The organism is Pseudomonas sp. COR18, from assembly GCF_048568395.1.
Classification (GTDB): Bacteria; Pseudomonadota; Gammaproteobacteria; order Pseudomonadales; family Pseudomonadaceae; genus Aquipseudomonas; species Aquipseudomonas fuscovaginae_B.
Map to the genome: position 1 here is coordinate 4,494,752 of NZ_CP183808.1, position 16,681 is coordinate 4,511,432.

13 protein-coding genes are annotated in these 16,681 nt (G+C 58.9%); 10 read left to right on the top strand and 3 right to left on the bottom strand.

Annotated elements, in window-relative coordinates:
* Positions 1-8: 8 nt before the first annotated feature.
* From ACM62G_RS20790 to ACM62G_RS20820, 7 genes are all read left to right on the top strand, one after another.
* On the top strand, positions 9-4,820 hold the full coding sequence (locus ACM62G_RS20790) for an RHS repeat domain-containing protein (protein ID WP_419735445.1): 4,812 nt from the start codon (positions 9-11) through the stop codon (positions 4,818-4,820).
* Positions 4,821-5,119: 299 nt separating this feature from the next.
* Positions 5,120-5,380, top strand: coding sequence for a short-chain dehydrogenase (locus ACM62G_RS20795; RefSeq protein ID WP_419735446.1), 261 nt, complete (start codon positions 5,120-5,122; stop codon positions 5,378-5,380).
* A gap of 361 nt (positions 5,381-5,741) precedes the next feature.
* On the top strand, positions 5,742-5,972 hold the full coding sequence (gene vapB / locus ACM62G_RS20800; protein WP_054059261.1) for a type II toxin-antitoxin system VapB family antitoxin: 231 nt from the start codon (positions 5,742-5,744) through the stop codon (positions 5,970-5,972).
* The gene (gene vapC, locus ACM62G_RS20805) at positions 5,972-6,370 is read left to right on the top strand and encodes a type II toxin-antitoxin system tRNA(fMet)-specific endonuclease VapC (protein ID WP_054059262.1); all 399 of its coding nucleotides are present in this window, start codon (positions 5,972-5,974) and stop codon (positions 6,368-6,370) included. Before vapB ends, vapC begins: the two co-directional genes overlap by 1 nt.
* A 136-nt stretch (positions 6,371-6,506) precedes the next feature.
* A complete protein-coding gene (locus tag ACM62G_RS20810; protein ID WP_419735447.1) occupies positions 6,507-7,373 on the top strand; it encodes an RHS repeat-associated core domain-containing protein in 867 nt (288 codons plus the stop codon).
* 471 nt (positions 7,374-7,844) lie between these two features.
* Positions 7,845-8,849 (top strand): RHS repeat-associated core domain-containing protein, encoded by a 1,005-nt coding sequence (locus tag ACM62G_RS20815; protein ID WP_419735448.1) that lies wholly within the window; start codon positions 7,845-7,847, stop codon positions 8,847-8,849.
* A 188-nt stretch (positions 8,850-9,037) separates the two neighbouring features.
* Complete coding sequence (locus tag ACM62G_RS20820; RefSeq protein ID WP_419735449.1) at positions 9,038-10,120, top strand: RHS repeat-associated core domain-containing protein; 1,083 nt, start codon at positions 9,038-9,040, stop codon at positions 10,118-10,120.
* 135 nt (positions 10,121-10,255) lie between these two features.
* On the opposite strand, the gene ACM62G_RS20825 is transcribed toward ACM62G_RS20820, so the two are convergent.
* The 3 genes from ACM62G_RS20825 to ACM62G_RS20835 all read right to left on the bottom strand — a co-directional run bounded on the left by ACM62G_RS20825 (position 10,256) and on the right by ACM62G_RS20835 (position 13,432).
* Complete coding sequence (locus ACM62G_RS20825; RefSeq protein ID WP_419735450.1) at positions 10,256-10,894, bottom strand: response regulator; 639 nt, start codon at positions 10,892-10,894, stop codon at positions 10,256-10,258.
* A 133-nt stretch (positions 10,895-11,027) separates the two neighbouring features.
* A complete protein-coding gene (locus ACM62G_RS20830; RefSeq protein ID WP_273826326.1) occupies positions 11,028-11,300 on the bottom strand; it encodes a helix-turn-helix domain-containing protein in 273 nt (90 codons plus the stop codon).
* Positions 11,301-11,767: 467 nt separating this feature from the next.
* Positions 11,768-13,432 (bottom strand): electron transfer flavoprotein-ubiquinone oxidoreductase, encoded by a 1,665-nt coding sequence (locus tag ACM62G_RS20835; RefSeq protein WP_273826327.1) that lies wholly within the window; start codon positions 13,430-13,432, stop codon positions 11,768-11,770.
* A gap of 531 nt (positions 13,433-13,963) precedes the next feature.
* On the opposite strand from ACM62G_RS20835, the gene ACM62G_RS20840 reads away from it, so the two are divergent.
* The 3 genes from ACM62G_RS20840 to ACM62G_RS20850 all read left to right on the top strand — a co-directional run bounded on the left by ACM62G_RS20840 (position 13,964) and on the right by ACM62G_RS20850 (position 16,675).
* The gene (locus tag ACM62G_RS20840) at positions 13,964-14,713 is read left to right on the top strand and encodes an electron transfer flavoprotein subunit beta/FixA family protein (RefSeq protein WP_054058597.1); all 750 of its coding nucleotides are present in this window, start codon (positions 13,964-13,966) and stop codon (positions 14,711-14,713) included.
* 2 nt (positions 14,714-14,715) lie between these two features.
* Positions 14,716-15,645 (top strand): electron transfer flavoprotein subunit alpha/FixB family protein, encoded by a 930-nt coding sequence (locus ACM62G_RS20845; RefSeq protein WP_054058596.1) that lies wholly within the window; start codon positions 14,716-14,718, stop codon positions 15,643-15,645.
* 217 nt (positions 15,646-15,862) lie between these two features.
* The gene (locus ACM62G_RS20850) at positions 15,863-16,675 is read left to right on the top strand and encodes a substrate-binding periplasmic protein (protein WP_416769952.1); all 813 of its coding nucleotides are present in this window, start codon (positions 15,863-15,865) and stop codon (positions 16,673-16,675) included.
* Positions 16,676-16,681: the final 6 nt, after the last annotated feature.

The following is a 16,681-nucleotide window of genomic DNA, read 5'->3' on the forward strand; positions in this document are numbered from 1 at the left end:
ACAAGGTCATGAGCGATGCCACTTCAGTTCATTCCAATGCCTTTAACTTCATGAGTTACTGGCAGGGCGGGGTTGATCCACGAACCAACCAATACACCCTGTCCATTGACTTCCCGGAGTTCAAGACCAACTACCTCAATGGTCCGCTGGTGCCCCTGGCACTGAGCTTCAACCCGATGAATCTGCTCGACAGCGGTTACGGGTTGGGCTGGAACCTGCAGTTGTCGCAGTTCACCCCCCATGACCAGATGCTGTCGTTGAGCACCGGCGAGCGCTTCAAGGTCACCGGGCAGGATGGCAACGAACAGATCATGAAGGAGCGCAAGCTGACGACCTTTCGTCTCTATACCCATGATGGGACGGACTACGACTATCGCCTGGTGCACAAGTCCGGCCTGATCGAGCGGCTCAAGGTGCATGGCAGCGGCAATGATCGTATTGCCCTGCCGGTGCAGATCCTGTCGCCCGAAGGCCATAAGGTCACGCTCGGTTACCGGAGTTTCGAGCAGCGCCACTGGATGCTCGAGTGGATCGACGATATCCAGGGGCGCCTGGTGCAGGTGCGCCGCGATACCGGCAGCCTGACCCTGGACCTGCATCCCGGCAAGGGCCCCGGCAATGGTGCGCTGGCCAGCTATGTGGTGAGCCTGGATTCCAGCGCCAGCAAGTTGGCCAGGGTCATTACCTTGCCGGCTGATGCCGGGAGCAATATCAGTTGGCGCCTGGATTATCAAAAGATCGGCGATTACTTCTGCCTGTCGCAGATCCAGACGCCCATGGGAGGGCGCGAAGTCGTGGACTACGATGCCGTCGGCCATGAGTTTCCCTCCGGCAGCGGCCGCCAGCCGGTGCCCCGCGTGTCTCGTCATCGGGTTTTCCCTGGCGGCGGGCAGCCCGATATCGATACCCGCTACAGCTATGACGACAGCAGCAGCTATCCCGCCTCGAACAATTTCCTCGGACGAAACCTGTCGTTGACCTGGACCGACGACGGCCTGGACAACCTCTACAAGGCCACCGATCGCAGCTATGAGTACGGCAGCACCGAGCACCTGATGTCGGAAAAGGGCGAGAAGCTGCGCAGCATCAAGCGCACCTTCAACCGCTTTCACCTGCTCACCCGGGAAACTACCCGGCGCCATGACAAGGAGCAGGAGGTCGAGACCACCTACCACCTGGTCGATGGCCCCTTCGACAGCCAGCCGGCCTATTTCCAGTTGCCCTTCGAGACGATCAACCGTTGGTGGGTGGTCGACACCAATCGCCCGCGGAGCGAGAAGTCGAGCACCACCTACGACAGTTTCGGCAACCCGCTGGTGGAGACCCAGGCCAACGGCATCGTCGAAACCAATACCTACTACCTGGCCGCGGGAGAGGACGGCTGCCCCGCGGACCCCGATGGTTTTGTCCGTAACCTCAAACGCAAGACCACGACCCCGGCGCCGGGCCATGTTGCCGAAGCCCCGACCCTGCGTACCGACTATCGCTACACGGCCCAGCCACCTCTGACCGGCAGCGCCCGTCCGGACTGGCTGGCGCTCGAACGGGAAACCCGGGTGTGGCAGGGCACCACCGACAGCGAGTTGCAACGTACCGACTACAGCTACTACAACGCGCCCGACGACCCGGTGAGCCATGGCCGCATCCAGCGCCAGGGCGTCGTCATGAACGGCAAGACCACCTACACCGACTATGTCTACAGCGCGCTGGCCAGCGCCCGCCTGGGTGAGACCGTGCTGCAGACGCTGCAGACCCTGAGCACCGACTTCGATACGGTGAACAAGCTCATCACCCTGGAAAGTTCGTTGCTCAATGGCGAGTCGCTGCTGGAGCGCGATGACAACGATGTGGAGATCCGCCGCACCTACGATGCCCTGAACCGGGTCACCAGCGAGACCGTGGCGCCGGACGACCCTGTCTACAAGGCTACGCGGCGCTACGAATACTCCCTGTCGTCCAACCTGCAGCAGCGCGCCGAGCAACGGCTGTTCGACGTCAAGGGGGTCAAGACGGTGACCACCCTCGATGGGCTGAACCGACCGATCCGCGAGGACCGCGCCGATGCCGACAGTGCCACGCCAACGGCGATGCGCCAGACCTACGAGGCCAGCTACGACGAGTTCGGCAACCTGATCCGGCAGGTGGAGTTCGACTGGTGGGACGTGGACTGGGCAATGTTCAAGAGCGTACCGCTGGTCAGCCAGTTCCAGTTCGATGACTGGAACCAGCAGTGCTGCGTGATCCGCCCCGACGGGGTCGAGGAACACACCGAGACCGACCCCATCGGCGACGGCGTGACCGGGCCCACGGAGCGTAGCTGGCAACAGGACGCTGCCACGCCGGCCAAGCGCAGCGGCGTCACCGTCACCCAGTTCAACCTGTTCGAAAAGCCGGTGCTGGTCGAGCGTATCGATCTGGCGGACAAGCCGATCAGCCGGCAGAAGAACAGCTATGACGGTCTGGGCCGTTCGGTGAAGGAAGAGGTCGGGTTACGCAGCCCGTTGCGGATCACCGAATACAGCTACGACGCCTTCGACCGGCTGGTGCAGAACAGATTGCCACTGGGGGCTGTGGTGGTCCGTGAGTATGCCGAACACAGCGCCGAGGACTGGCCCACCCTGATCAGCGTCGACAAGAAGACCTTGGGCACGCAAGCCTTCGATGGCCTGGGACGGATGACCGAGTCGGTCACTGGTGGCCGCCTGCAGACGCTCAAATATGAACCGCAGCAGAACCAGCCCAAGCTGGTGACCACGCCCGGTGGGCAGGATATCGGTTACGAGTACCGCCCCTCCCTCTGTGAGGAACCGCGGCAGCGCCGCCTGCCCGGAGTCACCAGCGACTACGAGTACGACCCGCAGAACGCCCGCCTGTTGAGCTGCAGCGAAACGGGCCAGACCCTGAGCCGCACCTACTTCAGCCACGGCGAACTGAAAAGCGAGACCCGCCAGGACGAGGGCGGGCCCGAGCGGGTGATGCACTACCTCTACAGCCTGCGCGGGCGCCTGCTGGAATACACCGATGTGCTGGGCCAGACCCAGGAATACCGTTACGACCTGCAAGGCCGTCTGGAACAGACCTCCCTGGGCAGCACCCTGTCGCGCTTCCATTACGATGAGCTGGGCAATGTCCGCCTGATCGAGACCGAGGATGAGAGTGCCCCCGGTCAGAAGCGGCGGGTGAGCATCGCCCTGGAATACGACGAGTTCAACCGCGAGATCGAGCGACATTTCGACCTCGATGGGGTCCGGCAGACGCTGACCCAGCGCTACGACGATGTCGATGCCCTGCTGACTCGCACCCTGGCCGAAGGCAGCGAGACCCTGCGCGCCGAGCGCTACACCTATGACCTGCGCCGCCGGCTGGAGACTTATACCTGCACGGGCAGCCAGCCGCCTGAGGACCCTTATGGCAATGCCATTGCCAGCCAGACCTTCATCCTCGATGGGCTGGACAATATCACCCTGGTGATCACCGACACGGCCGATGGCAAGAGCAATGTGGCCGAGTACCTGTTCAAGAATCCCCAGGACCCGGTCCAGTTGACCGAGGTGATCAACGCTGGCGATGCCGGCTACCCGCCATCGATTCAGCTGACCTACGACCCCAATGGCAACCTCACCACCGACGAAGCCGGGCGAATCCTGGAATACGATGCGCTCAATCGCCTGCTCAGCGTCAGCGCTTCAGACGGTGGCACGCCGCGGCGTTACAACTATGACCCGCTGGATAGCCTCTCGCACCAGCAGGAGGGCAGTGAGAGCCAGCAACGGTTCTATCGCGATGGCGAACTGGCCAATACCCTGGGGCCGCAGCAGAACCGTACCTTCATGCGTGGTGGTGACAGCCTGCTGGCCGAGCGGCAGGGCAGCGGCACGCTGTTGCTGGCCGGCGATGCGGCCAACAGCGTGCTTAGTGAAGTCGACCCGCAGGGGGAGCGACGGGATATGGCTTATAGCGCCTATGGTGAGCGTAGCGGTGGGTACGCGGAGGGATGTGCGCTGGGATTCAATGGGGAACTGCGGGAAGAGGACAATGGGTGTTATCTGCTGGGAAACGGCTACCGGGCGTATAGCCCGGGATTGATGCGGTTTCATAGTCCGGATAATTTGAGCCCGTTTGATGAGGGGGGGATGAATACGTATGCGTATTGTGAAGGGGATTCGATCAATAGGGTGGATCCGACGGGGAATCTTTCGTTTAAAATATTGGCCAAAATTATTAGCTTCTTCATTAATCGTAATTTGACAGCGCAGGCAGCTAGGCTTAACGCAACTAAGGGGGGGGCTGGTACACGGCTAGGAGCTGGAAGTTTCTTTAGCTCTGAAAGTATGCTTCGCCCCACACCCATCTCTGCACCACAAAAAGCTGTTGAGGCTGGAAATTTCGTTAAAAGTAATTCGTCAGCTACCCTTAAAGCATCAAATCAGTCGCAACTATTTCCTATCAATTTTTCTCAGAGTAATAAACTACCGTCGGTGCCTAAGAATGCGAGACTTCATACTGAGTGGTCAAGCCCCCCTACATCAAAAAACCACTTCTATGAGTCGATTCCTTCCAAGCCTAACTCTGCTCAGTTTTCGTCAGTGCAGGAAAACGCGACGAGATTTAAAACATCCGAGGTCAATGATGTTGTTAGGAAAAGTAAATATTTAAATCTTGAAGAGCAAATGATGAGTCAAAAGGGGGTTGTTAAACATGGAAAGTTTGTTCCTGATCCGAATGTCAGAGGTGGTGCGCGTCAGAATGCTAGAGCTTATTTTTCTTCGGATACGCGAGGTAGTGCGCCTAAGGATAGAAATCGGCGTCTGGGTCCGTAACTTCCTATAATTCTGACGATATTTCTTGTGTCGGTGAGGAAAGTAAGCGTGTAGGTCTATTGTTTTATAAAATTTCATGCCGGATGCTGTCCGGTGTGGAGGTCTTGAGAGCTTTCCTACTTAATATGATTTGTTGTTTGATTTCTGTACATAATATCTAAAACTTTCTCCACTGTTGCAGCCTTGCGCTACCTGAGGAAAAAGCCCTATAGTCCATTGGTCGCTCATATTGGCGACACGGGTTTGGCGACTCGTTAAATAGACGAGCGATGTTTTCATTTAAAAACGAGGCCTTACCCATGACCCAATACGTACCCCTCACCGCCATCGATTGCCTGATCCCCAGCCTGTTGATCGACGCCGACAGCCCGACCGATGTCCTCCACGCCAACGCTGCCGCGCGCTTTCGAACGGCAACGCAGATGCTCGAATCCCTGGCCCGCATCGAGTTGCACAATGCCAATGATATCGACTTCCAGCGCTTGCTCCAGCTTCCGGCCATGGTGCTGCGCGATGGCTGCGACCTGATGGATGTACTGGGCGGGCGCCTACCGGCCTGAATCGCCCTCGCGCCCCTGAGCACCTGCCAGGGGCGCGGCGCAAACCTGATACTTCTGCCAGTACCCAGCGCCGCTGGCCAGGCGGCCCCTGCTCCAGGGATATCGAACCCTCTGGAGCCCGCGCCATGGCAATCTCTCGCACCTTGCTGAGCCAGTACCGTTACGATTCGCTCGACCGACGGGTGGCATACAGGCCGGTCCAGGCAGAACGTGTTACTGGTGAATGCCGTAGGTGGACCATTGAGGTTTTTCAGGCTGGCTGAAACGGCTCGAATGGATCGGGATTTTGTATGTCCCATTGACATATCCCTTTGCCGATCTACACTGGGATATACATTAGGCATATCCCTTCAGGTGCGTTATGGAGCAAGGTTCTGTTTTTCAAAGCAACCGCAGTCAGGCGGTACGTTTGCCGAAGGCTGCTGCGCTGCCCGATGACGTAAAGCGTGTTGATGTAATCTCTATCGGCAGATCGCGGATCATCACGCCGGCGGGTGAGTCCTGGGATAGCTGGTTTGACGGCGACGGCGTAACCGCTGATTTCATGACGGATCGTGAGCAGCCGGCCGATCAGGAGCGCGAGTCTTTCTGATGCTCAAGTTCATGCTCGATACCCATATCTGCATCTTTACCGTGAAGAACAAACCTCAGCACGTGCGCGAGTTGTTCAATGCGCACCACGGGCAAATGTGCATCAGTGCCGTCACCCTGATGGAGCTGATATACGGCGCGGAAAAGTCCTCGAATCCAGGGCGGAATCTGGCGGATATCGAGGGCTTTGCAGCGCGCCTGGAGGTACTGAAGTACGATCAGGACGCAGCCGCTCACACGGGGCAGCTTCGTGCGGAACTGGCGAGAGCGGGTACGCCCATTGGTCCCTATGACCAGATGATTGCCGGCCATGCCCGCTCGCAGGGGCTGATTCTGGTCACGAACAATCTGCGCGAATTTGATCGGGTGCCGGGCCTGCGGGTGGAAGACTGGGTCTAGAAAAGCTCGGGCGATTGTTTGATTGGATATCAGGGCGATGCCACCGGGCGAAAGCCTGATACTTCTGCCAGTAGCCAGCGCTGCTGGCCAGGTGGACACTGTCTCCAGGGATTTCGAACCCTCTGGAGCCCGCGCCATGCCAACCTCCCTTGTCCTGCTGAGCCAATACGCCTACGACCCGCTCGACCGATTGACGGCGTGCAGCCCGGCCCACCTCGAGCCGCATCGACGCTTCTATTGCAAAAACCGCCTCGCCACCGAGATCCAGGGCGCGATTGCCCATTCGATCTTCCAGTCGGATGACTGGCGACTGGCCCAGCAGCGGCGACAAGGCGCTGACCGCGAGACCGGCCTGCTGGCGACGGATCAATCAGGTTCGGTACTTCAGGCTCTGGACGGGGTGCAACACCAAGTCATGGCATACACTCCCTATGGCCATCGGACACCTACCAGCGGCTTGTTGAGCTTGTTGGGCTTCAATGGCGAACAGCCGGACCCGGTGACTGGGCATTATCTGTTGGGCAATGGCTATCGGGCGTTCAATCCGGTGTTGATGCGCTTCAATAGCCCGGACAGCCTGAGTCCGTTCGATAAGGGGGGGATCAATGCCTATGCGTATTGTGGTTTGAACCCTGTGGGCAACATTGACCCAACAGGGCATTTTTATTGGAGGCTTGCTGCCTCTGTACTGGGTGGGGTTCTGACTGTCGGTTCGGTTATTGGTGGCCTCGCTCTGGGGGACAAGGCTGGTCAGGCGTTGGCTATAGCCGGTTCGATAACGGGGTTCGCCGTGACGGGATCTATATTTCTTAACCCGGGTGGAGCGAGAACTGTGCCCGGCGCGAGCATGACTCGAAGAGCCGGGAGTATTGTGCAGAGGGGAGGGACTCAACCTCATGTCGGGGGACAACACCAACTGCTCCGAGACTCTCCATTCTGGAAGGGAGGAGTAGTTTTTCCTATTATCAACGGCCAACGGCGCTACCCCGTTCTTCGTCGATAGCATCATCAACTTCTTCGTCGCCAATACCATCGGCACCAGCACCGCATTTGCTCTCCTCTGCAGATCTGCCACCTGAGTATATTTGGACAACAAAGCTAGCTCCTATACAGCGGTCAGATAAGTTGGCACGGAAGTTCGGGATGGTGCTGAGCTCAACGCCTCCCGAACCGCCTCCGCCAACTTATGAACAGGCAATACAACTAAGGCGGGGAACATAGATGGGTTGTCGTTCGGCGATGGATCTGAACAGAGCCCCGATTCACCGAGGTGTCGGGCCGCCGCGAATAGGCCAGTGAGGCTGATAGGAGCTTCGCAGGCAAGCCCCGCTTCTACAGGGCGTGGCGGCTTCGAGGGAGTGCCTGCGCAGGCCGGATGCCCTGGCGCATAAACCTGATACTTCTGCCAGTATCCATCGCCGCCCCCCAGGTGGACACTGTCTCCAGGGATATCAAGGCCTCTGGAGCCCACGCCATGCCAATCTCTCGCACCTTGCTCAGTCAGTACCGCTACGACCCGCTCGACCGGCTGTTGGCGTGCAACACAGCCAACCTTGGGCCACAACAGCGCTTCTACTGCAAAAGCCGCCTGGCCAGTGAGATTCAGGGGGCGATTGCGTATTCGTTTTTCCGGACGGATGACTGGCTGCTGGCTCAACGGCGGCGCAAAGGGGAGCACCACGACACCGGCCTGCTGGCGACGGATCAACCCGGTTCGGTGCTGCAGTTCCTGGGTGGGGCGCAAGCCGAGGCCATGGTGTACAGCCCTTATGGCCAGCGCACGCCTGGCGGTGGCCTGTCGAGCCTGCTGGGCTTCAACGGCGAGCGGGCCGAGCCGGTGACCGGGCATTATCTGTTGGGCAATGGCTATCGGGCGTTCAATCCGGTGTTGATGCGCTTCAACAGTCCGGACAGTCTGAGTCCGTTTGATAAGGGTGGGGTGAATGCGTATGCCTACTGTGTGGGCGAACCCATTAACAACGTTGACCCGACAGGGCATATCAAATTCCGTAAAATGTTTGAGATTATCGGGCAGTATCCCAAGAAAAGAATAACCTACTCTATTCAGGGTGTTGAGGTTAAGCTTTACAAGGATTATGCCCCAGATTTTTTCAATGATCCTACACCCGTTTACAAAGGGATTGACGAGACTTTGTATGATCGCGTCAGTGAGGGTGTTTCAAAAATGCTGCCTCGGGATAGGGAATTGATTTCCTTGAATGCTGAAGTTGTAAAGGCAGAGAGGGCGCTCGCTGAAAGAATTAGTTTTGAGGGTAATGCTATTGGCCGTATTAATGGTTATCCTCAATGGGTCCGGTCGATAGAAAATCAGAGGCTTGAGTATAAGAAGGAATATAATTTGTTCCAGGCTGAGTTGAAAGAGTATCTGATTGAGCCTGTCTCCAGATTTGAATATCTAAAAGAACATGTTGGTAAAGTACGCAGCGGCAAGAAAAAATGGGAGACATTTGAGGATTAGCCCAACAGAGGGTAAAGGTTTCGAGAGTTTTCTGATCGAGGTCTCAGCTGTCGTACAGGTTGCCACTTCTCGATGGGACGCGACTGGGGGATGCCTGCCGGCGGGAACCTGATAGTTCTGCCAGTAGTCAGCATCGCTGGTTGGGCGGACACTGCCTGAAGGAATAGCAACCCCTTTGGAGCCAGGCCATGGCAATCTTGCGCACCTTGCTGAGCCAGTACCGCTACGACCCGCTCGACCGGTTGGTGGCCTGCAGCCCGGTCAACCTTGACCCACAACAGCGTTTCTATTGCAAAAGCCGCCTGGCCACTGAGATACAGGGGGCGATTACCCATTCGTTCTTCCAATCGGATGATTGGCGGATGGCCCAGCAGCGGCGACAAGGGGCAGACCGCGAGGCTACTCTGCTGGCAACGGATCAACAAGGTTCGGTGTTACAGGCTGTGGACGGCGTGCAGCGTCAGGCCATGGCGTACAGCCCCTATGGCCATCGGACACCCGGCAGCGTCTTGTTGAGCTTGTTGAGCTTCAATGGCGAACAGCCGGACCCGGTGACTGGGCATTATCTGTTGGGCAATGGCTATCGGGCGTTCAATCCGGTGTTGATGCGGTTCAATAGTCCGGATAGTTTGAGTCCCTTTGGTGCTGGAGAGCTGAATGTATACGCCTACTGTAAGGGAGATTCAATTAATAAAATAGATCCTACGGGGAGAATTTCATTTAAGTTGCTTTCTGGAATTGTTGTCAGATTGTCTGAGGGGATGAAAAGAACACCGAGTTTCAAAAGGGTGCAAGGTGTGGCTGGAGCGACTATGGATAATCCAAGGCATCTCAAGGAGTTACCTGATATTGTGTATCGTGAATTTGTTGGGTATCTGGGTGGCGATGAAAATGTAGCCTTGGCTTTAACGGAAAAAGGAGTCAAAGAAAAGGTATATAGGAATGTCAAGCCAGTGCGTCTGGTTAATGCTGCTCGTGACTCAGTGAATCATATAGATAACGTTAGGGAGATATCGCTAGGAAAGCGTGGGCATCTGCCAGTGCAAGTTATTGGTGATGAAAATTTTAGGTCTGATGTTTATAGGCTGCCAGCGAATGATAACTCTCCAGGGAGGGATTATTTGTGGGAAGTATATGATAATGCTCGTCTTACTAGGCGGGTGAGATCCATAAGGGAAGAGGCGCGTATAAGTAAGGAAATAAGGTTGGCGCGTAATCGAGAGGCGTATGGTGAGGACTATCCATCAGATAGTAGTTATGATAGTGATTGATATCAGTCGATTGCTCGCAATTTAGGTCCAGGTACCGCGAGGTATCAGATATCCCACGTTATCGTTGACGTCCATCGCGAGCAATCGAGCGTCGACCGGCTGCTCCTACAAGGGCGTGATGGTTTCGAGATAGCGTCAGCCCAACCCCGCCCGCCGCATATAGTCCACCAGCTCGCTATCATGCCGCAGCCCCAGCTTTTCCATGGCGCTGCGCTTCTGCCGGCTGATGGTCTTTTCGCTGCGATTGAGCCGTTCGGCGATCTGTCGGCCGTTGCAGGACTGGCCGAACAGGCGCAGCACTTCCAGCTCCCGTTGCGACAGCGGGGCATCGAGCAGGTCGCTGGTGCCGTGCATTTTCAGCATCAGCGCGAAGCTGGGGCTGAGGTAGCGGCGGTCGGCCCCGACCTCGGCCACGGCGTTGCTCAACTCGTGCAGCGGCTGATTCTTGTCGAACAGCCCGGTCACCCCCTGGTCGAGCAGCTCGCGCAGCAGCGCCGGGCTGCTGAGCATGGTCATCACCAGCACCTTGAGCGTTGGATAATGCCGGCGGATATAGCCGATCAGGGTAATGCCATCGGGGAAGCGGCCATTGGGCATGGACAGGTCGGTCAGCAGCAGGTCGCAAGGGTGCCGTTGCAAATGGGTGACCAGGGCATCGGTGCTCAGGGCTTCGTGCAAGGTCAGGTCGGCATCGCGGTTGGCGACGGTAATGGCCATTCGCGCACCTTGCAGCACGACGGGATGATCGTCGGCCAGGAGGATATGTCGGGTCATGGAACGGGATCTTGGGCTTGGAAGGTGGCTGGGGCGAAGGAGCTGGCGTTGCGGATCCTGAGGGTCACAACCGCCGAGTGCAGGTCTCGTGTGACGATCAGGTCAAGGGCGCGGATTCATGCAGGGCATGGAATCACGGCTTTACCAGGCCCATCTGAGCGGCCCGGCGCAAGGCGACCCAGCGCGATGACACGTTGAATTTCACACGGATATTGGCGAAGTGGTAATTCACCGCCGACTCCGTGCAGTCGAGGATCCGGGCGATTTCCCAGGAGGACTTGCCCAACATCGCCCAGCGCATGACCTCCAGCTCCTTGCGGGTGAGTCGGATGTGGGGCGCGCCATCGCCGCTGGGTTGTACGACTGGGGGAAGGGAGGAGGTGGGTTTGGGTTGTAACGCACGCATATCGGAAACTCCCGCAAAAAACAGTTGAGGAACTTCAATCGGTTTTCGGGCTGGGCGGCTCGGGATCCCTGACGGAAACGGCCCTGAGGCCAGCGGTGACTTCCCTAGGTTGCCCATGAGGTTATAAACAAAAAAACGCCGTTTGGGACCTGTCAGAATTGACAGGTGGCGACTGATGGAAACTGTACTTGGATGAGTGGTCCGTTTCTGTAAGCTGATTCTTTATATGCTGTGGGCTGGAGGATCAGGCGGGCCGGTAGCCTGAAAAGACGGGGAAGGTCTTTGTTTACAGTCAGTTAATGGAGCGTTTTTTACCGGTGGTTTTTCGGGGGGAGAGGGCAGGGGCGGGGGAGGGGCACGCTGGTTTTTCGGGTGCCGTTGGTCGTTTTCTTACCGAGTGTTTCCTGCTTTCGCAAAGGCAACAAAAAGGCCCCCGAAGGAGCCTTGATGCCATTCAGCCAGCCATCTCACATGTTCGGATAGGTCGGGCCACCAGCCCCTTCCGGCGCCACCCAGGTGATGTTCTGCGATGGATCCTTGATGTCGCAGGTCTTGCAGTGCACGCAGTTCTGGGCGTTGATCTGGAAGCGCTTCTCGCCGTCTTCCTGGGTGATCACTTCATACACGCCCGCCGGACAGTAGCGCTGCGCCGGCTCGTCGTACAGCGGCAGGTTCCTGGTCAGCGGAATGCTCGCATCCTTGAGCTTGAGGTGGCACGGCTGTTCTTCTTCATGGTTGGTGCTGGAGAGGAATACCGAGCTGAGCTTGTCGAAGCTGAGCTTGCCGTCCGGCTTGGGGTAGTCGATTTTCACCGAGTCCTTGGCCAGCTTCAGGCAGGCGTAGTCCGGCTTGTTGTCGTGCAGGGTGAAGGGCAGCTTGCCGCCGAACAGGTTCTGCTCGACCCAGTTGAAACCGCCACCGATGATCGGGCCGTACTTGTGGATGGCCGCGCCGAAGTTGCGGCTGGCGAACAGTTCCTCGTACAGCCAGCTGGCCTTGAACGAGGTGACGTAGTTGTCCAGCTGGTCACCGCCCTCGGCGCCGGCCAGCAGCTTCTCGGCCACCGCTTCGGCGGCGAGCATGCCGGATTTCATCGCGGTGTGGCTGCCCTTGATCTTGGCGAAGTTCAGGGTGCCGAGGTCGCAGCCGATCAGTGCGCCGCCGTTGAAGACCATCTTGGGCAGCGAGTTCAGGCCGCCCTTGCAGATGGCGCGGGCGCCGTAGCTGATGCGCTTGCCGCCTTCCAGGTACTGCTTGAGCACCGGGTGGTGCTTGAGGCGCTGGAACTCGTCGAACGGCGACAGATAGGCGTTGCTGTAGGACAGGTCGACGATCAGGCCGACCACCACCTGGTTGTTTTCCAGGTGATAGAGGAAGGAACCACCGGTGTTCTCGGTGCCCATGATGTCCAGCGGCCAGCCGGCGGTGTGGACCACCAGGCCCGGCTGGTGCCTGGCCGGGTCGATTTCCCAGATTTCCTTGAGGCCGATGCCGTAGTGCTGGGCGTCGGCTTCGCTGTCGAGCTTGAAGCGCGCGATCAGTTGCTTGCCGATGTGGCCGCGGCAACCTTCGGCGAACAGCGTGTATTTGCCTCGCAGTTCCATGCCGGGGGTGTACAGGCCGTCTTTCGGGTTGCCTTCACGGTCGACGCCGAGGTCGCCGGTGATGATGCCGCGTACCACGCCATTGTCGTCGAACAGCGCTTCCTGGGCGGCGAAGCCCGGGTAGATCTCCACGCCCAGGTTCTCGGCCTGCTGAGCCAGCCAGCGGCACAGGTTGCCCAGGGAGATGATGTAGTTGCCTTCGTTGTGCATGGTCTTGGGCACGAAGAAGTCGGGAACCTTGGTCGCGGTCTCGCCGTTGCGCAGGACATAGATGTCGTCGCGCTTGACCGGGGTATTGAGCGGCGCACCGAGTTCCTTCCAGTCCGGGAACAGTTCGTTCAGGGCCCGTGGTTCGAACACCGCGCCGGAAAGGATGTGGGCACCGACCTCGGAGCCTTTTTCCACGACGCAGACGCTGATTTCCTGACCCGCTTCGGCGGCTTTCTGTTTCAGCCGGCAGGCGGCGGACAGGCCTGCGGGGCCGGCACCGACGATGACCACGTCGAATTCCATGTATTCGCGTTCCACAGACTCTCTCCTACTCTCAAGGCTCAACAGTTTTCTTCTGGATTGGAGGTTTGGTGTCCCGCTCCAGGAGGGGGGAGACATCTTTCTCTCTAGGTGGCGCATTATATCTACACCACTATCAGCGTCCAATACAAACGTTTGTTTGAATTCGCTGGAGGCCAGATAAATCAAAGTAGCGCGGCTTATGACTGACCATTTTGCCGTATTGACCAGAATAGGCGTTCCGGTCAAGATACGAGCGGTTTTGCGCTTGCCGTAGGCTAAACGGAGGCCGCAAGAGCACGTCTAAAGACAGGACGAAGACAGCGAAAGTGAAGTGGCACGCCGATTCTGGCGCGAAGTTTACACGTCCATCGGTCCCGTGACTGCACGGTCACGTCGGACGGACGGTCATGAACCGGAAGACAGCCAGGCTTTCGTGCAGATGTCGGCGTTTTTGGAGGTGCCCTTGAGCTTCACGCGCGCGCCGCTGAGCATCCAACCGCCAGGTACGCCTGGGCGACTTTCTTTTCACCGGAGAGTGAGGAATCCATGAAGGTTCTTGTAGCTGTCAAACGCGTTGTCGATTACAACGTCAAGGTTCGCGTCAAGGCGGACAATTCCGGCGTCGACCTCGCCAACGTCAAGATGTCGATGAACCCGTTCTGCGAAATCGCAGTGGAAGAAGCGGTACGTCTGAAGGAAAAAGGCGTGGCGACTGAAATCGTCGTCGTCACCATCGGCCCGTCCACTGCCCAGGAGCAACTGCGTACCGCGCTGGCGCTGGGTGCCGACCGCGCCATCCTGGTCGAGTCCGCCGACGAACTGAACTCCCTGGCCGTGGCCAAGCTGCTCAAGGCCGTGGTCGACAAGGAACAGCCACAACTGGTGATCCTCGGCAAGCAGGCGATCGACAGCGACAACAACCAGACTGGCCAGATGCTGGCTGCGCTGAGCGGCTACGCCCAGGGCACCTTCGCCTCGAAAGTCGAAGTGGCGGGCGACAAGGTTGCCGTGACCCGCGAAATCGACGGCGGCCTGCAGACCGTGTCGCTGAGCCTGCCGGCCATCGTCACCACCGACCTGCGCCTGAACGAGCCACGCTATGCGTCGCTGCCGAACATCATGAAAGCCAAGAAGAAGCCGCTCGAGACGCTGACTCCGGATGCTTTGGGCGTTTCCACCGCCTCCACCAACAAGACCCTGAAGGTTGAAGCACCGGCTGCACGCAGCGCGGGCATCAAGGTCAAGTCGGTTGCAGAACTGGTCGAGAAACTGAAAAACGAAGCGAAGGTAATCTGAACATGACTATCTTGGTAATCGCCGAACACGACAACAAAACCGTCGCTCCGGCCACCCTGAACACCGTTGGCGCCGCCGCGAAGATCGGTGGTGACATCCACGTGCTGGTTGCCGGCCAGGGCGTTGGCGCCGTTGCCGAAGCCGCCGCGAAAATCGCTGGCGTGTCGAAAGTGCTGGTGGCCGACAACGCCGCCTACGCTCATCAACTGCCGGAGAACGTCGCTCCCCTGGCTGCCGAGCTGGGCAAGGGCTACAGCCACGTCCTGGCCGCCGCCACCTCCAACGGCAAGAACATCCTGCCACGCGTGGCCGCCCAACTGGACGTCGACCAGATCTCCGAGATCATCTCGGTGGAAAGCGCCGATACCTTCAAGCGCCCGATCTATGCCGGTAACGCCATTGCCACCGTGCAATCGAGCGCTGCGGTCAAGGTCATCACCGTGCGTGCCACCGGTTTCGACCCGGTTGCCGCCGAAGGGGGCTCGGCTGCCGTCGAAGCCGTTGGCGCCGCTCACGATGCGGGCAAATCGTCGTTCGTCGGCGAAGAGCTGGCCAAGTCCGATCGTCCTGAGCTGACCGCTGCCAAGATCGTCGTCTCCGGCGGCCGCGGCATGCAGAACGGCGACAACTTCAAGCACCTGTACGCCCTGGCCGACAAGCTGGGCGCGGCAGTCGGCGCTTCCCGCGCCGCGGTCGACGCCGGTTTCGTGCCGAACGACATGCAAGTCGGCCAGACCGGCAAGATCGTCGCGCCACAGCTGTACATCGCCGTCGGCATCTCCGGCGCGATCCAGCACCTGGCCGGCATGAAGGATTCCAAGGTGATCGTCGCGATCAACAAGGACGAAGAGGCGCCGATCTTCCAGGTGGCCGACTACGGCCTGGTGGCTGACCTGTTCGAAGCCGTGCCCGAGTTGGAAAAGCTGGTCTGATCCAGCTGCTTCACTTATAAAAGAACCCGGTCTGGTGACCGGGTTTTTTTTTACCGAATCGCTGTATCTGTACCGCGTCATGGCGACACCGCCTACCGTAGGAGCAGGGCTTGCCCGCGAAAGCGTCAGGTCAGTCAACCTATTGGCTGGCTGACCTGACGCTTTCGCGGGCAAGCCGCGCTCCTACAGGATGCGGCGTGGATTGGAGAAATTTGTCATGGACGTGCTTCGCGTCGCCGCATTGTCACTGCTGTTCGGTCTGCCTGCGCAGGCCCTCGCCGTCGGTAAGTGCGAGCGTCTGATCGTCACCGGCAGCCCGGATGCACCGCCCTACCTGTGGCGTGACCCTGAGGATCCGGTGCACCTGATCGGCGCCAGCGCCGACCTGTTGCGCCAGGTCGGCGGCGAGCTGGGCCTCAAGATCGAGGTGCTCTACGGCGGCAAGCGCTCCCAGGCCCAGGAGGAGGTGCGCAGCGGGCGCATGGACCTGCTGGTGGACGCGCCGATCGCCGTCAACGAACTGGACGCGCTGGATTACATCCACCCGGCGCTGGTACAGAACGACTTCCTGGTCTGGACCCGCAACGATTCGACGCTCGTCTACAACACCGCCAACGACCTGCATGGACACACCGGTGCCGTCTCGCAGAAGGCCCGGTTGACCCAACCGTTCGTGGAATTCAGCAGGCAGCACCTGACGCTGCAGTACACGCCGGCCTTGCCCCAGGCTTTCCAGAAGCTGCTGCTGGGCGAGGTCGAGTATGTCCTGGCCGGGCGGTATGCCGGCATGGTCACCGCCCAGAGCCTGGGCATGGCCCGGGACATCGCCCCGCGGGCCCAGCCGGTGGACCAGCCGGGCCTGTTCCTGGCGGTGTCCCACAACTCGGCCTGCAATGACGCCTGGTTGCGCGGACAGCTGGCAAAAAAAATGACAGAATTGCCCGCTTCCGGTCTGACCGAGGCCGTGTTGCAGCGCAATCTGGAGCGTTGGAAGGCGCAACTGCAACCGGTCGGCGCCCCCAAACAGTAGGAATTT

Coding starts and splice junctions, on each gene's coding strand:
- ACM62G_RS20790 (WP_419735445.1), top strand. CDS start 9: ATGAGCGATGCCACTTCAGTTCATTCCAATGCCTTTAACTTCATGAGT.
- ACM62G_RS20795 (WP_419735446.1), top strand. CDS start 5,120: ATGACCCAATACGTACCCCTCACCGCCATCGATTGCCTGATCCCCAGC.
- vapB (WP_054059261.1), top strand. CDS start 5,742: ATGGAGCAAGGTTCTGTTTTTCAAAGCAACCGCAGTCAGGCGGTACGT.
- vapC (WP_054059262.1), top strand. CDS start 5,972: ATGCTCAAGTTCATGCTCGATACCCATATCTGCATCTTTACCGTGAAG.
- ACM62G_RS20810 (WP_419735447.1), top strand. CDS start 6,507: ATGCCAACCTCCCTTGTCCTGCTGAGCCAATACGCCTACGACCCGCTC.
- ACM62G_RS20815 (WP_419735448.1), top strand. CDS start 7,845: ATGCCAATCTCTCGCACCTTGCTCAGTCAGTACCGCTACGACCCGCTC.
- ACM62G_RS20820 (WP_419735449.1), top strand. CDS start 9,038: ATGGCAATCTTGCGCACCTTGCTGAGCCAGTACCGCTACGACCCGCTC.
- ACM62G_RS20825 (WP_419735450.1), bottom strand. CDS start 10,894: ATGACCCGACATATCCTCCTGGCCGACGATCATCCCGTCGTGCTGCAA.
- ACM62G_RS20830 (WP_273826326.1), bottom strand. CDS start 11,300: ATGCGTGCGTTACAACCCAAACCCACCTCCTCCCTTCCCCCAGTCGTA.
- ACM62G_RS20840 (WP_054058597.1), top strand. CDS start 13,964: ATGAAGGTTCTTGTAGCTGTCAAACGCGTTGTCGATTACAACGTCAAG.
- ACM62G_RS20845 (WP_054058596.1), top strand. CDS start 14,716: ATGACTATCTTGGTAATCGCCGAACACGACAACAAAACCGTCGCTCCG.
- ACM62G_RS20850 (WP_416769952.1), top strand. CDS start 15,863: ATGGACGTGCTTCGCGTCGCCGCATTGTCACTGCTGTTCGGTCTGCCT.